The following is a 14,069-nucleotide window of genomic DNA, read 5'->3' on the forward strand; positions in this document are numbered from 1 at the left end:
GTCGGGCGCGCTGAGTAGACTTGGCTCGTGTCTGAAATCACCCCTGATCTAGTGCGCCATCTCGGCGTGCTCGCGCGCATCCAGCTGAACGACGACGAGGTGACGCGGCTCACCGGCCAGCTCGACGCCATCGTCGACAACATCGCGAAGGTGTCAACGGTCGCAACGGCCGACGTCGTCGCCACCAGCCACCCGATCCCGCTGAGCAACGTCTTCCGTCCTGATGTCGTGGGGGAGACCCTCACCCACGAGCAGGTGCTTCAGAATGCACCGGATCAGGCCGATGGCCGGTTCCGCGTCACCGCGATCCTGGGAGAAGAACAGTGAGCGACATCATCCGTCTGACCGCGGCGGAGCTGGCGGACAAGCTCTCCTCGCGCGAGATCTCGAGCGTGGAGGCGACGCAGGCGCACCTCGATCGCATCGCTGCCGTGGACGGCGACGTCCACGCGTTCCTCCACGTGAACGAGGGCGCGCTCGAGGCGGCGGCCGCGGTCGATGCACGGCGCGCAGCCGGCGAGGAGCTCGGTCCGATCGCCGGCGTGCCGCTCGCGATCAAGGACGTGCTCGTCACCACCGACCAGCCGACCACCAGTGGGTCGCGCATCCTCGAGGGCTACCGTTCGCCGTACGACGCCACGGTCGTGGCCCGTTCCCGTGCTGCCGGACTCATCCCGCTCGGCAAGACGAACATGGACGAGTTCGCGATGGGCTCATCGACCGAGCACTCCGCCTATGGTCCGACCCGCAACCCCTGGGACCTGGATCGGATCCCCGGCGGTTCGGGCGGCGGATCCGCTGCGGCCGTCGCGGCCTTCGAGGCGCCGCTCGCCCTCGGATCCGACACAGGCGGGTCCATCCGTCAGCCGGCGCACGTGACCGGCACCGTCGGCGTGAAGCCGACCTACGGCGGCGTGAGCCGTTACGGCGCGATCGCACTCGCGTCCAGCCTCGACCAGGTGGGCCCCGTGACACGCACGGTGCTCGACGCCGGACTCCTCCACGACGCGATCGGCGGTCACGACCCCAAGGATTCCACGTCGCTGCGCGACCAGTGGCCCTCTTTCGCAGACGCTGCACGCGAGGGCGCACGCGGAGACGTGCTCAAGGGGCTCAAGGTCGGAGTCATCCGCGAGCTTCCCGACAGCGGGTTCCAGCCCGGCGTCGCCGAGTCGTTCCGCAGCGCGCTCGCGCTCATGGAGGCGCAGGGCGCGGAGATCGTGGAGATCGGTGCACCGCACTTCGAGTACGGGGTCGCCGCGTACTACCTGATCCTCCCGGCCGAGGCGTCGAGCAACCTGGCCAAGTTCGACTCGGTGCGCTTCGGCCTCCGCGTCACCCCGGAGGGGGGCGCCACGGTCGAGGACGTCATGTCCGCCACCCGCGACGCCGGCTTCGGCGACGAGGTCAAGCGCCGCATCATTCTCGGGACCTATGCGCTCTCCGCGGGCTACTACGACGCGTACTACGGCAGCGCACAGAAGGTCCGCACCCTCATCCAGCAGGACTTCGCGAACGCCTTCGCCGATGTGGACGTCATCGCGACGCCCTCCGCGCCGACGACCGCGTTCAAGATCGGCGAGCAGGTCGACGATCCCCTGCAGATGTACCTGAACGACATCACGACGATCCCGGTGAACCTCGCGGGCGTGCCCGGGATCTCGATCCCCAGCGGCCTGGCCGCCGAGGACGGTCTGCCCGTCGGCATCCAGTTCATCGCCCCCGCTCGCGAGGATGCCCGTCTGTACAAGGTCGGCGCGGCGCTCGAGACCGTGCTGCTCGACTCATGGGGAGCGCCGCTTCTGACGCGCGCCCCCCAGCTCGTGGGAGGAACCCGCTGATGGCCGCCGCCGCCAAGCTCATGGACTTCGACAGGGCGCTCGAGCTGTTCGAGCCGGTCCTCGGATTCGAGGTGCACGTCGAGCTCAACACCAACACGAAGATGTTCTCGGACGCTCCGAACCCGGCCAACGAGGCCTACCACGCCGCCGAGCCGAACACACTGATCGCTCCCGTGGACCTCGGTCTGCCCGGATCGCTGCCCGTCGTGAACGAGACGGCGATCCGTTCGTCGATCAGCCTCGGCCTCGCGCTGGGCTGCTCCATCGCGGAGTCCAGCCGGTTCGCGAGGAAGAACTACTTCTACCCGGACCTCGGCAAGAACTACCAGATCTCGCAGTACGACGAGCCGATCGCCTTCGAGGGTTCCGTCGAGGTCGAGCTGGAGGACGGCACCATCGTGCAGATCCCGATCGAGCGGGCGCACATGGAGGAGGACGCCGGCAAGCTCACCCACATGGGTGGCGCGACCGGACGCATCCAGGGCGCCGAGTACTCGCTGGTCGACTACAACCGCGCGGGTGTGCCGCTCGTCGAGATCGTCACCAAGACGATCTTCGACACCGAGCACAGAGCGCCGGAGGTCGCGAAGGCGTATGTCGCGACGATCCGCGACATCGTGCGCAGCCTCGGCATCTCAGAGGCCCGTCTCGAGCGCGGGAACCTGCGTTGCGACGCCAACGTGTCGCTGCGTCCCCGTGGCCAGGAGAAGCTCGGAACGCGCACCGAGACGAAGAACGTCAACTCCATGCGCTCGGTCGAGCGCGCCGTTCGCTACGAGATCCAGCGCCAGGCGCAGATCCTCGCCGACGGCGGCACGATCACGCAGGAGACGCGCCACTGGCACGAGGACACAGGCACCACCTCGCCGGGACGCCCGAAGTCGGATGCCGATGACTATCGCTACTTCCCGGAGCCTGATCTGCTGCCCGTCGAGCCGGCGGCGCAGCTGATCGAGGATCTGCGCGCCGAGCTTCCCGAGCTCCCCGTGGCCCGCCGTCGTCGTCTGATGGCGGAATGGGGCTTCACCGACCTCGAGTTCCAGGACGTCCGCAACGGCGGCCTGCTCGATGTGGTCGAGGAGACGATCGCCGCGGGTGCGACCCCGGCGGCTGCCCGCAAGTGGTGGACAGGAGAACTCACGCGACTCGCCAATGCGCAGGAGAAGGACGTCGTCGAGCTCGTGAGCCCGGCGAACGTCGCAGCGCTGCAGCAGCTCGTGGATGCCGGGACGCTCACCGACAAGCTGGCCCGCCAGGTGCTCGAGGGTGTCATCGCCGGCGAGGGCACGCCGCAGGAGGTCGTCGACGGTCGCGGACTCGCGGTCGTGTCGGACGACGGCGCGCTCATCGCCGCGATCGATGAGGCGCTCGCGGCGCAGCCCGACGTCCTCGCCAAGATCAAGGACGGCAAGGTGCAGGCTGCCGGAGCAGTCATCGGTGCCGTGATGAAGGCGATGAAGGGCCAGGCGGACGCAGCTCGTGTCCGCGAGCTCGTCCTCGAACGCGCGGCGCAGTAGTCGACATCTTCCCTCGGACCCCGTGTCAGGTGTCCGAGGGAGAATGGACTCATGGGACACGGCGACGGCAGAGGGAGGATCGTCTCCGACGCCGACGTCGACGACACCGGGACGCGCATCCTCCATGTGGACATGGACGCGTTCTACGCGGCCGTAGAGGTGCTCGACGATCCGAGCCTGCGGGGTCTTCCGATCATCATCGGAGCTCCGGAAGGACGCTCCGTCGTCTCCAGCGCTTCGTACGAGGCTCGGCGCTACGGTGTCAGAGCCGCGATGCCGGTGTCCCAGGCGATGAGATTGTGTCCGACCGCGCGCATCGTGCCGCCGCACTTCGACCGCTATCAGGCCGTCTCGCGGCAGGTCATGGCGATCTTCGAGTCGTTCACGCCCCTCGTCGAACCGCTGTCCGTCGATGAGGCCTTCCTGGACGTGCAGGGAGTGCGTCGCCTGTGGGGGAGTCCCTCCCAGGTCGCCAGGCTCGTGCGTGCGCGGGTCGAGGCGGAGGTGGGGATCACCTGCAGTGTCGGTGTGGCAGCCACGAAGCACGTCGCGAAGATGGCGTCGACGATCGCCAAACCCGACGGCATGCTGGTGGTGGCGGCGCGCGAGACCCAATCGTTTCTCGATCCGAGGCCCGTGCGGGCCATGTGGGGCGTCGGGCCGAAGGCCGCCGAGGCGCTGGAGGGGCGAGGGATCCGAACGATCAGGGACATCCGCGAAGCGTCGCCCGACGTGCTGGGGCGCGCCGTCGGACCTGCGCTCAGCGCGCGTCTCGCACAGCTCGCCCGCGGAGAGGATGCGAGAGAGGTCGAGACCGAGCGCGTGGAGAAGAGCATCGGACACGAGGAGACCTTCGATACGGACATCACCGATCGTGCCTTCCTCCGTGCCGAGCTGCTGCGGCTCGCCGATCGCGTCGGGTCGCGCCTGCGCAGGGCCGAGTGGGAGACCGCGACCGTCTCGATCAAGGTGCGCTTCGACGACTTCCGCACGGTGAACCGATCGCAGACGCTCGCCGATCCCACCGCTGTCGGCCAACGCATCGGCGAGGCGGCGCAATCGCTGTTCGAGCAGATCGATCGTCGCGACCCCATCCGGCTGATCGGGGTGAGGGCTGAGAATCTGCGGCCCGCGGGCGGCGGTGCTCTGGGGCTGTGGGACGACGACGAGGGTTGGCGGCGCGTCGAGGGCGCGCTCGACGACGCGATGGCACGCTTCGGGACATCGATGATCTCCAGGGCGCGGCACATCGGCCGCAGCGACGGACGCGGTGCGGCACAGCATCCCAAGGCACACGGGCTGGATTGACCACACGCCCACGCCTTGCGTCGACTAGCGTGGGGGCATGTCCAACATCGCACTGGAACTCGGGAAGCAGGTCGCGTCGCTCGGCGTGAAGAGCGCATACGGCGAGCCGCAGGACGTCGACGGCGTCAGCATCACGCCGGTCGCATTCACATACTCCGGTTTCGGCGGCGGCACCGGCGACGGAGCGGAGGGCGGCGGCGGAGGCGGAGTGTCGATTCCGGTCGGCGTCTACGTCCGACGCGAAGAGGGGCTGCGGTTCGAGCCGAACATCGTTACGCTCCTGGTCGTCGCAGTTCCGTTCGTCTGGATCACCGGTCGGGCACTCACGCGCATCATCCGTGCACTCAAGAAGTGACGACCCCGTCGCGGTCGCGCTTTCCCGCGCTGCAGCTCTGATCGTCGACGACATCCGCGCGGTCTCGGCCGCGAACCCGGTCGTCCTCATCGATGGCCGGAGCGGCGCAGGTAAGACGAGTCTCGCGCGCGCGGTGGTCGAACGGTGGCCGGTCACGGGCCGTACGCAGCTCATCGCCTTGGACTCCCTCTACCCCGGCTGGGACGGCCTGGATGCGGGCGCGCAGCGGGCCCTGGACGGCATCCTCCGTCCGCACGGCCGTGGTCTGTGGGGAACCTGGCAGCGATGGGACTGGACGCGTGGCACCGAAGCCGAGAGTCACGCGGTCGACCCGGCGCTCGGGGTGGTGGTCGAGGGCAGCGGCATCCTCACGCCCGCCGCCGCGCGCCTCGCGGACATCCGGGTGTGGGTCGAATCCGGTGAGTTCGGACGGAAAGCACGGGCGCTGGCCCGCGATGGTGACGCATATCGCCCCCACTGGGAACGATGGGCCCGGCAGGAGGCGCACCACATCGCGCGCGACGATCCGCGCTCACTGGCGACCAGGGTCGTCGAGGTTCCGTAGCGCGGTTCGCCATCAGGGCCGCGTGGCGAGCGTCCGGCCGGCTCGCCTCAGAGCAGCGAGTCGGCAGCCTGCACGACGACTTCGAGCCGGTATCCCAACCACTCATAGACGCCGTACCGAGGGTCGTCCTCGACGTCGACCTCGAGGTCGACGTCGAGGATGTCGAGGCGCGAGGCGATCACGAGCCGCAAGGCAGCGAGGGTGCGGATCCACGCGTCGACGTCCTCGATACTGATCGTCAGCTCGTGTTCGGTGAGAGCTTCCTTCTGAGTCAGCAGTGGGATGTCCGCCGCCAGCTCGGCGAGTCCGGCCCGAACGACGAACGCATCGGCGATCCGTCGGTCGAGCAGATCGCGGCGAGTGGCGTCCGCAAAGGAGGCGGATGCATCGTCGTCCTCCGGGTAGGGGCTGGGAGTGAGTCTCGCGACGGCGGGGTCGCCGGCATCGCGTGCTGTGACCAGATCGCGGAAGTCGTCCACGAGCTGCAGCAGCTGTGCCCCCTCCACCCGGGAGATCCGCATTCGGATGTCGGCGTCGCTCATCCTGCGACCTTTCGCACGGTCGCCCACAGGCCGTAGTCGTGCATGGCCTGTGCATGCACCTCCATGGTCTCCCTCGGTCCGGTGGCGACGACGGCGTGGCCTTCATGGTGGACGGCGAGCATCAGCTGAGTGGCTCGTTCCGCGGAGTAGCCGAAGTAGGTGCGGAAGACTCGGACCACGTAGCTCATGAGGTTGACGGGGTCGTTCCAGACGACGACCTCCCAGGGCTCGAGAGGCGCAGCCGAGAGATGCACCGACTCGTCGAGATCGGGCGTCGCGAGCGGTGTCATGCCCACCCCAGGGTGTGGAGCTGATCGTCGTCGATCCCGTAGAAGTGGGCGATCTCGTGGACGAGGGTCGTGTGGATCTCGTCGCGGAGATCGTCCTCGGTCTCGCACTGGTGCAGGTGCGGCTCGCGATACACCACGATGCGATCCGGCAGCTCGCCGAGACCGTACTGCGTGCGCTCGGTCAGCGCCAGTCCGTCATACAGCCCCAGCAGGTCTAGGCTGCCGTCCTCAGGCCTATCTTCGACGACGAACACGACGTTCTCGAGGCCGTCCACCATGTCGTCGGGCAGGCGATCGAGCTCGTCCACGACGAGCTCCTCGAATGCCGCTGCTTCCATCTCCATCATCTTCAGCCTATTGCCGAGCATGGCCGGGATCAGTCGTTCAGTGCAGGAGCAGCAGCAGACCGGCGACCCCGATGAAGAGGATCCCGAAGATCGTGTTGAGGATCCGCTGGCCGCCGGCCGTGCGCGTGAACCGTCTGAACGGGCGAGCAGCTGCGGCGAAGAAGCCCCACATCACGAGGACGTCGACGATGATGACCGTGATGATGAGGGCGAGGTACTGGGGGAGTTGTGGTTCATCCAAGCGGATGAACTGCGGGATGAACGCGAGGAAGAAGACGATGGCCTTCGGGTTGAGGAGGTTCACCCAGAAGCCCCGGCGGATCATCGACCAATGTCCTTCGAACGCCTCTGCACCGCCCTCGTCGCCGACGACGACGACGGTGGGCCTGGTCAGGATCAACCGGATGCCGAGATACACCAGGTATACGGCGCCCGTGTACCGGATGACGTTGAACAGCACCTCGGAGCGTGAGACGAGAAGGCCGACACCCGCGGCGACGATCACGACATGCACGATGAGGGCGAGCTGCTGCCCGATGATGCCCCAGATGGATCGTCGCCAGCCCTGTGTGAGGGCGTTCGACATCGTGTTGATCGCACCGGCGCCCGGTGTGAAGCTGATCACCACGCAGGCGGTCAGAAGCGAGAACCATACTGCGAGCGACACATCGCAATCCTAGAGTTCCTGCGGGGGCGCAGACGACCGGCGCTGACCTCGCCACCCGGAGCGGGAGCGGAAACCAGAGAAGGTCCGAGTCTCACGACTCGGACCTTCTTCACGTGGGGTGAGTAACGGGACTCGAACCCGCGACATCCGGCACCACAAGCCAGCGCTCTACCAGCTGAGCTATACCCACCATGTGCCAACCGGAGTTGGCAACCAGACGAGTCTATTACATGTTCGGGGTGAACTCTGACACGGTACGCATCGCGATCTCCCGTGCATCGTCGCTGGAAGGGCCCGGCTCGTCGACGAAGACCGCATCGCGGTAATAGCGAAGCTCTCGGATCGATTCCAGGATGTCGGCGAGCGCCCGGTGCCCGCCGTCTTTCGCCGGGGCCTGGAAGAACACCCGCGGATACCAGCGTCGGGAGAGTTCCTTGATGCTGGAGACGTCGACGTTGCGATAGTGGAGCCACTGGTCCACCTGAGGCATGTACTTCGCGAGGAACATCCGATCGGTGCCGATCGTGTTGCCTGCGAGCGGCGACTTGCGCTCGACCGGGGCGAATCTCTTGATGTATGCGAGGGTCTGAGCCTCGGCTTCCTCAAGGGTGAGGCCCTCCGGGATCTCCGTGATCAGGCCAGAGGTCTCGTGCATCTTCGTCACGAAGTCGTTCATGTTCTCGAGAGCCGCTTCGCTCGGCCGGATGACGACCTGGAACCCGGGGTCGACCGGGTTGAGCTCGAAGTCCGTGATGACGACGGCGATCTCGACGAGCTCGTCGACGGCGAGATCGAGGCCTGTCATCTCGCAATCGATCCAGACGAGTCGGTCGTTCTCTGACGCAGATACCATGTCGTCATCCTATCGACGGCACCGACATCGAGCCCGGGGCGGTACGGTAGATTTGCCGCCTCCGTAGCTCAGGGGATAGAGCAGGAGCCTTCTAATCTCTTGGTCGCAGGTTCGAATCCTGCCGGGGGCACTTCCCCGGCGAATGGTCCGTCAGCCGTTCCGCAGCGCAGCGACCGCATCGTCGGGTCGCCAGAAGTCGCCGACCAGCCAGAAGTCGCCGGTGGCGAGGTGCAGGCGTTCGGCGCGGTAGCGGAGGCCGAGCGGGTCGGGGATGATCCTCAGGTGGCCCAGCACTCGTTCATCGCGATCCTGGACGCGCCACAGGTGGGCGGATGCTCTGACGAGGTGCTCGCGAGCGGACGACAGCCGTGGTGTCGCGAACGGCACCTCAGGCGATGACGTGATCAGATTCTCGGACATCTTTCTCCTTCCTGGTCCGAACATACGACCGGCCACCGACATTCATCCGGGTGCGTTCGAGAGCACCTGGCGTCACTGCTACTCCACGAGGTACGACCTCCGACACTTGTGCACAATGGCTGATCGCCGGGCGTTTCGGAGGCCGCCGGCTGCCGCAGGATGTCTTCCATCCGGGCTGCAGCCCCGGGGCCAAAGAGGAGACAACATGCACGACACCATCACGATCGTGGGCAACGTCGCCACCGACCCGACCCAGGGCCGCACGGCGAGCGGAATCCCGGTGACCAACTTCCGCCTCGCAAGCACCCATCGCCGTTTCGACGAATCGACCCAGACCTGGGTCGACGTCGTCACCAACTGGTACTCGGTCGCCGCGTTCCGCCAGCTCGGCGAGCATGCCAAAGCGTCGCTGCGCGCCGGCGACAGCGTGATCGTCACGGGCAAGATGAAGATCCGGGCATGGGAGAACAACGGAAAGCAGGGGACGAGCGTCGACATCGACGCCGACGCGATCGGCCACGATCTTCGCTGGGGCACGACGGCCTACCGGCGGAGCTCCCGCTCGACTGCGACCGATCAGTCGCCCCGCACCCCGGCGCCGGCGGGCGACGATGCGGCGCCGGCCGGTGGCTCCGATGCGGCGTCATCCGAGACGACCGACGAGCGGGTGATCGACACATCGTGGGCGGTGACGGACTCGAACGACGGCGGTGGGGTGGACGATTTCGACGACGCGTTCGAAGCGGCCATTTCCGCGTCATCGTCCACCTGAGCGCCGTCGATCGCCTGCTTTCGGGTCATCCGGTGACGGTCGGCCGCGGGGGAGGGGAAGGGCTGGGCCATAGACTCGTCTCGTGTTTCGACGACCGGCCGCCCCCGTCTCGCTCGCGGCCGTCGTCTCCGCCGCCGCACTGGCACTCGTGCTCGTCTCGTGCAGCCCCGAACAGCTGCCCGATCCCGAGATGACGAGTGACGGGCCGACTCCCGGCCCGTCCGCCGCACCGCAGCGACCGGCGTACGTGGCGGATGGCAGCGCAGAGGACAACCTGCCGCTCTTCGCATCCGTGACGTCGACAGTGTGGCAATCGGATCAACGAGGGTCCGGTCGCGCCTACATCGACGCACTGGTGACCGCGGGTTTCGATCGCGCCGCGATGCAGGTGACGCAGGACGCGACGACCGTCGGCAATGCGGTCGAGAGCCTGCAGTTCTCCGTGCGCTGGGGCGACGCCGAGTGCCTGGTCGGACAGGTCGGGCCGTCGACGGGGGAGCCTGTGACCCTCGTGATGCCGCAGCTGGCCGAAGGGCGCTGTCTGGTCGGCGCCACCCGTGCGATCGACTGGTGACGGACGGGAACACGTCGGCCGCGACAGGGGATCGATCGGGACGCACTGGCTCCGTGAGGATGGCCGGTAGGCTGGAGTGTCGATCTTCGATGCCAACAGAAGGAGCGGTTTTCGGTGGCTGAGTACATCTACTCGATGGTTCGTGCACGCAAGGCGGTGGGCGAGAAGCTCATCCTCGACGACGTCACGATGTCGTTCCTCCCTGGCGCGAAGATCGGCATGGTCGGTCCGAACGGCGCCGGTAAGTCGACGATCCTGAAGATCATGGCGGGGCTGGACACGCCCTCCAACGGCGAGGCGAAGCTCACCCCCGGGTTCTCCGTGGGAATCCTCATGCAGGAGCCGGAGCTCGACGAGTCCAAGACCGTCATCGAGAACATCCAGGACGGGATCGCGATCAAGGCCAAGGTCGACCGGTTCAACGAGATCTCGCTGCAGATGGCTGACCCCGACGCCGACTTCGACGCGCTCCTCGCAGAGATGGGAACGCTGCAGGAGGAGATCGACGCCGCCGACGGCTGGGACCTCGATTCGCAGCTGGACCAGGCGATGGATGCGCTCCGCACCCCGCCAGCCGATGCCGCCATCGCCCCGCTCTCCGGTGGTGAGAAGCGCCGTGTGGCACTCGCCAAGCTGCTTCTCCAGAAGCCCGACCTCCTGCTTCTCGACGAGCCCACCAACCACCTCGACGCCGAGAGTGTGCTGTGGCTCGAGCAGCACCTCCAGGCATACAAGGGCGCGGTCATCGCCATCACCCACGACCGGTACTTCCTCGATCACGTCGCGGAGTGGATCGCGGAGGTCGATCGCGGACGTCTCATCGGCTACGAGGGCAACTACTCCACCTATCTCGAGAAGAAGGGCGAGCGCCTGGAGATCCAGGGCAAGAAGGACGCGAAGCTCGCCAAGCGTCTCAAGGAGGAGCTCGACTGGGTACGGTCGAGCGCCAAGGGGCGTCAGACGAAGTCGAAGGCCCGCCTCGCCCGCTACGAGGAGATGGCTGCAGAGGCGGAGCGGACCCGGAAGCTCGACTTCGAGGAGATCCAGATCCCGGCGGGTCCTCGCCTCGGCAGTGTCGTGATCGAAGCGAAGAAGCTGAAGAAGGGTTTCGACGGGCGGTCGCTCATCGACGGTCTGAGCTTCAGCCTGCCGCCGAACGGCATCGTCGGCGTGATCGGCCCGAACGGGGTCGGAAAGACGACCCTGTTCAAGACGATCGTCGGTCTCGAGCCGCTGGACGGAGGAGACCTGAAGATCGGCGAGACCGTGAAGATCAGCTACGTCGACCAGTCGCGATCCAACATCGACCCGAACAAGACGCTGTGGGAGGTCGTCTCCGATGGCCTCGACTTCATCACGGTCGGCAAGACCGAGATCCCCTCGCGCGCCTACGTCTCGAAGTTCGGGTTCAAGGGGCCTGACCAGCAGAAGAAGGCCGGCGTCCTGTCAGGCGGCGAGCGCAACCGGCTGAACCTCGCCCTGACTCTGAAGGAGGGCGGCAACCTGCTCCTTCTCGATGAGCCGACCAACGACCTCGACGTCGAGACGCTCAGCTCGCTGGAGAACGCACTGCTCGAGTTCCCGGGATGCGCCGTGGTCATCACCCACGACCGGTGGTTCCTCGACCGCATCGCAACGCACATCCTGGCCTACGAGGGCACGGACGAGAAGCCCGATCAGTGGTACTGGTTCGAGGGCAACTTCGAGGCGTACGAGGAGAACAAGATCGAGCGCCTCGGTCCGGACGCCGCCAAGCCGCACCGGTCGACGCACCGCAAGCTGACGCGCGACTGAGCCGTCGATGTCCGAGTCGTCGCCGGGGCCCCGCCTGCACATCCCGATCAACCTCCGCTGGGGGGATCTGGACGCGTTCAACCACGTCAACAACACCTCGATGCTGAAACTGCTCGAGGAGGCGCGGGTTCGCGCCTTCTGGCGAGCGGGTCCCGGTGAGCAGGCCCCTGCGACTGCCGTCCTCGACTCCGGCATCGATGAGGGCGTCCTGACCCTCATCGCCCGCCAGGAGATCGAGTACCTCGCCCCGGTGCCATATCAGCGTCGGCCGCTCGAGGTGCAGATGTGGTTCGGCAAGCTGGGCGGTTCGAGCGTCGAGGTCTGCTACGAGGTGCACAACGACCCGTCCGCCGAACCGCGCGAACTGTACGCACGCTCGACGGCGATCATCGTGCTCGTCGACGCGAAGACCGGCCGACCCACCAGACTGACGCAGGAGATGCGCGACGCGTGGGAGCCCTACGTCGGACCGTCGATCGAGTACACACACCGCTGATCACCGTGCGCCCGGGCCGCTGCGCTGCGGCACCGGCGACAGCCGAGGGTGCGCAGGACATCCCTGCATCGTCAGGCGGCACCCGCCGGGTGATCAGTCCTGCGACGGCACTCTGATCATGATCTCCTGCGCGACCGATGCCACGAGGTCGCCCGCCTCGGAGTAGATGCGCCCCTGTGCCAACCCGCGGCCGCCGCGAGCGTTCGGAGACTCCTGGACGTACAGGAGCCACTCGTCCACCCGTGCAGGACGATGCCACCACATCGCATGGTCGAGGCTCGCGACCTTGAGCCCCGGCAGCGCCCAGTACACGCCGTGCGCGCGCAGGATCGACTCCTGGATCGTCATGTCGCTGAGATAGGCCAGCGCGGCCCGATGGATCCGCTGGTCATCCGGTAGAGGAGCGCGCATCCGCATCCAGACCCCTTGCCGGGGTACACGGGCATCGTCGCTGGGGAGGAACAGCGGTCCTTCGATGTGCCGTATGTCCGCCGCACGATCGCTGAGCATCCGAGCCGTGCCCGGTGGCAACCCGTCGACTCGCTGCTCATCGGGAAGGAGCGAGTCCGGCGCCGGCACGCCGTCGGGCATGGGTATCGCGTGCTCGAGTCCCGGGTCGTCATCCTGGAACGAGGCGATCATCGAGAAGATCGGGACGCCGTTCTGATAGGCCTGCGAGCGGCGCGTCGAGAACGAGCGACCGTCATGGATCCGGTCCACGGCGATCGTGATCCCGTTGCTCGCGTCGCCGGGGCGCAGGAAATAACCGTGCATCGAGTGGACAGCGCGGTTCTCGGGCAGAGTGCGCTCGGCCGCGAGCAGGCTCTGCGCAAGCACCTGTCCGCCGTAGATGCGCCCGGACGGCATCGGATGCGACGATCCGGTGAAGATGTCCTCCGTCGTCCTCGCCTGCGTCGAGTCGAGGTCCAGGACGGCCAGGAGCTGTGCGACGGTGCGGGTCGCGTGTTCGTCGGCGGTCATGACTTCCTTCCCGCGACTGCGGTAGATGCGGCCTTGATAGTTTAGGGGGTGTGCCGCACCAGCTCCTTCTCGCCGACAACGACACCACCCGAGACGTCCTGACCTTCGTCGGTCGAGCTGCCCGCATCTCGGAAGAGGGCGTGCGCCTTCAGGCCGCCCGAGGCGTGTTGGCGCTCACCGCGGCGGCTCTCGCACCGCAGGGCCTGTTCGACCACACGCCCACCGTGCTCGCGATGCGCATCGTCCATGCTGATCCCGAGCTCGAATGCGATGTGGTGGTGGCTTCGCTCTCGCCCACCGAAGACCCGCGAACACTGGACTTCCCGGACACGGGACTGTCGCCTGCCTGGGCGGGCGTGTCACCTCCCCGCGAACGGTGGGAAGTGGTCGCGAGCCTTCCGGCGTCCGTCATCGCGCAGCGGGCGCAGTGGGGCATCAGCGCCGTCGCTCGCGGCGCCGGGCTCGGATCGGGGGAGGAGGCCGTTCGTGCACTGCGGGCCTCGGTGTGGGGCGAACCGGATCCGGACCTCGCCGACCTTCCGCGGGGCGTCGCCTTCGCCGCAGACGCCTTCGGCTTCATCTCCGGGGAGGAGGATGTGGTGGTCACGCGATCGGGTCGCTGGAGCCGGCTCGCATTCCGTCGAGGACACGTCCTCTCTCGAGGCCCGATGGCTACCGGGCTGACCGCCGTGCGGGGCACCGGTTCCGCAGAGCCGGTGTGATCGCGCGTCTCACCAGACCCCGACG

Annotated in this window: 18 protein-coding genes and 2 tRNA genes; 12 read left to right on the forward strand and 8 right to left on the reverse strand. The window is 67.2% G+C overall.

Features of this window, described 5'->3' with window-relative positions; translation table 11 throughout:
* The first annotated feature begins 27 nt into the window (after positions 1 to 27).
* From gatC to BN2660_RS13500, 6 genes are read left to right on the forward strand one after another with little or no spacing between them, the layout of a single operon-like run.
* Positions 28 to 327, forward strand: a complete 300-nt coding sequence (gene gatC, locus BN2660_RS13475; RefSeq protein ID WP_091232985.1) for an Asp-tRNA(Asn)/Glu-tRNA(Gln) amidotransferase subunit GatC — start codon at positions 28 to 30, stop codon at positions 325 to 327.
* Positions 324 to 1,841 carry an Asp-tRNA(Asn)/Glu-tRNA(Gln) amidotransferase subunit GatA gene (gene gatA, locus BN2660_RS13480; protein ID WP_091232991.1) on the forward strand — a complete coding sequence of 506 codons (1,518 nt, stop codon included), beginning with the start codon at positions 324 to 326 and terminating at the stop codon, positions 1,839 to 1,841. The genes gatC and gatA overlap by 4 nt, the downstream gene beginning before the upstream one ends.
* Positions 1,841 to 3,358: an Asp-tRNA(Asn)/Glu-tRNA(Gln) amidotransferase subunit GatB gene (gene gatB / locus BN2660_RS13485; protein ID WP_091232995.1), complete on the forward strand. Its 1,518-nt coding sequence runs from the start codon at positions 1,841 to 1,843 to the stop codon at positions 3,356 to 3,358. Before gatA ends, gatB begins: the two co-directional genes overlap by 1 nt.
* Positions 3,359 to 3,409: 51 nt before the next feature.
* Entirely contained in the window at positions 3,410 to 4,666 is a 1,257-nt protein-coding gene (dinB, locus tag BN2660_RS13490; protein ID WP_091232998.1) for a DNA polymerase IV, read from the forward strand.
* Between the two features lie 37 nt (positions 4,667 to 4,703).
* Positions 4,704 to 5,021, forward strand: a complete 318-nt coding sequence (locus BN2660_RS13495; protein ID WP_091233001.1) for a hypothetical protein — start codon at positions 4,704 to 4,706, stop codon at positions 5,019 to 5,021.
* Positions 5,005 to 5,586: a nucleoside/nucleotide kinase family protein gene (locus BN2660_RS13500; protein WP_091233004.1), complete on the forward strand. Its 582-nt coding sequence runs from the start codon at positions 5,005 to 5,007 to the stop codon at positions 5,584 to 5,586. The genes BN2660_RS13495 and BN2660_RS13500 overlap by 17 nt, the downstream gene beginning before the upstream one ends.
* Positions 5,587 to 5,633: 47 nt before the next feature.
* Here BN2660_RS13500 and BN2660_RS13505 read toward each other — a convergent pair whose 3' ends face one another.
* The 6 genes from BN2660_RS13505 to orn form a co-directional block, all read right to left on the reverse strand.
* The gene (locus BN2660_RS13505) at positions 5,634 to 6,128 is read right to left on the reverse strand and encodes a DUF2017 family protein (protein ID WP_091233007.1); all 495 of its coding nucleotides are present in this window, start codon (positions 6,126 to 6,128) and stop codon (positions 5,634 to 5,636) included.
* Complete coding sequence (gene clpS, locus BN2660_RS13510; RefSeq protein WP_091233699.1) at positions 6,125 to 6,418, reverse strand: ATP-dependent Clp protease adapter ClpS; 294 nt, start codon at positions 6,416 to 6,418, stop codon at positions 6,125 to 6,127. The genes BN2660_RS13505 and clpS overlap by 4 nt, the downstream gene beginning before the upstream one ends.
* Positions 6,415 to 6,765, reverse strand: coding sequence for a metallopeptidase family protein (locus BN2660_RS13515; RefSeq protein WP_176697196.1), 351 nt, complete (start codon positions 6,763 to 6,765; stop codon positions 6,415 to 6,417). Before BN2660_RS13515 ends, clpS begins: the two co-directional genes overlap by 4 nt.
* Positions 6,766 to 6,802: 37 nt before the next feature.
* On the reverse strand, positions 6,803 to 7,432 hold the full coding sequence (locus BN2660_RS13520; RefSeq protein WP_091233015.1) for a LysE family transporter: 630 nt from the start codon (positions 7,430 to 7,432) through the stop codon (positions 6,803 to 6,805).
* Positions 7,433 to 7,546: 114 nt separating this feature from the next.
* Positions 7,547 to 7,622 (reverse strand) — tRNA-His (locus tag BN2660_RS13525).
* A gap of 36 nt (positions 7,623 to 7,658) precedes the next feature.
* Positions 7,659 to 8,285 carry an oligoribonuclease gene (gene orn, locus BN2660_RS13530; RefSeq protein ID WP_091233018.1) on the reverse strand — a complete coding sequence of 209 codons (627 nt, stop codon included), beginning with the start codon at positions 8,283 to 8,285 and terminating at the stop codon, positions 7,659 to 7,661.
* Between the two features lie 57 nt (positions 8,286 to 8,342).
* Here orn and BN2660_RS13535 point away from each other — a divergent pair.
* Positions 8,343 to 8,415, forward strand: a tRNA-Arg gene (locus tag BN2660_RS13535).
* A 20-nt stretch (positions 8,416 to 8,435) separates the two neighbouring features.
* Here BN2660_RS13535 and BN2660_RS13540 read toward each other — a convergent pair.
* Entirely contained in the window at positions 8,436 to 8,705 is a 270-nt protein-coding gene (locus BN2660_RS13540; protein ID WP_091233022.1) for a hypothetical protein, read from the reverse strand.
* 205 nt (positions 8,706 to 8,910) lie between these two features.
* Between BN2660_RS13540 and ssb the strand changes: the two genes are divergently transcribed.
* From ssb to BN2660_RS13560, 4 genes are all read left to right on the forward strand, one after another.
* On the forward strand, positions 8,911 to 9,477 hold the full coding sequence (gene ssb, locus BN2660_RS13545) for a single-stranded DNA-binding protein (protein ID WP_091233025.1): 567 nt from the start codon (positions 8,911 to 8,913) through the stop codon (positions 9,475 to 9,477).
* Positions 9,478 to 9,559: 82 nt separating this feature from the next.
* Positions 9,560 to 10,051, forward strand: coding sequence for a DUF6993 domain-containing protein (locus BN2660_RS16655; protein ID WP_176697197.1), 492 nt, complete (start codon positions 9,560 to 9,562; stop codon positions 10,049 to 10,051).
* Positions 10,052 to 10,165: 114 nt separating this feature from the next.
* Positions 10,166 to 11,845, forward strand: coding sequence for an energy-dependent translational throttle protein EttA (gene ettA / locus BN2660_RS13555; RefSeq protein WP_091233028.1), 1,680 nt, complete (start codon positions 10,166 to 10,168; stop codon positions 11,843 to 11,845).
* A gap of 7 nt (positions 11,846 to 11,852) precedes the next feature.
* On the forward strand, positions 11,853 to 12,341 hold the full coding sequence (locus tag BN2660_RS13560; protein WP_091233030.1) for an acyl-CoA thioesterase: 489 nt from the start codon (positions 11,853 to 11,855) through the stop codon (positions 12,339 to 12,341).
* 93 nt (positions 12,342 to 12,434) lie between these two features.
* Here the strand turns inward: BN2660_RS13560 and BN2660_RS13565 are convergent, their stop codons facing one another.
* On the reverse strand, positions 12,435 to 13,322 hold the full coding sequence (locus BN2660_RS13565; protein ID WP_091233034.1) for an acyl-CoA thioesterase: 888 nt from the start codon (positions 13,320 to 13,322) through the stop codon (positions 12,435 to 12,437).
* 50 nt (positions 13,323 to 13,372) lie between these two features.
* Here BN2660_RS13565 and BN2660_RS13570 point away from each other — a divergent pair, with 50 nt between their 5' ends.
* On the forward strand, positions 13,373 to 14,044 hold the full coding sequence (locus tag BN2660_RS13570; RefSeq protein ID WP_091233037.1) for a DUF8185 domain-containing protein: 672 nt from the start codon (positions 13,373 to 13,375) through the stop codon (positions 14,042 to 14,044).
* Positions 14,045 to 14,069 lie beyond the last annotated feature (25 nt).

It is taken from the genome of Microbacterium sp. 3J1 (genome assembly GCF_001049495.1).
In the GTDB taxonomy this organism is placed as follows: Bacteria; Actinomycetota; Actinomycetes; order Actinomycetales; family Microbacteriaceae; genus Microbacterium.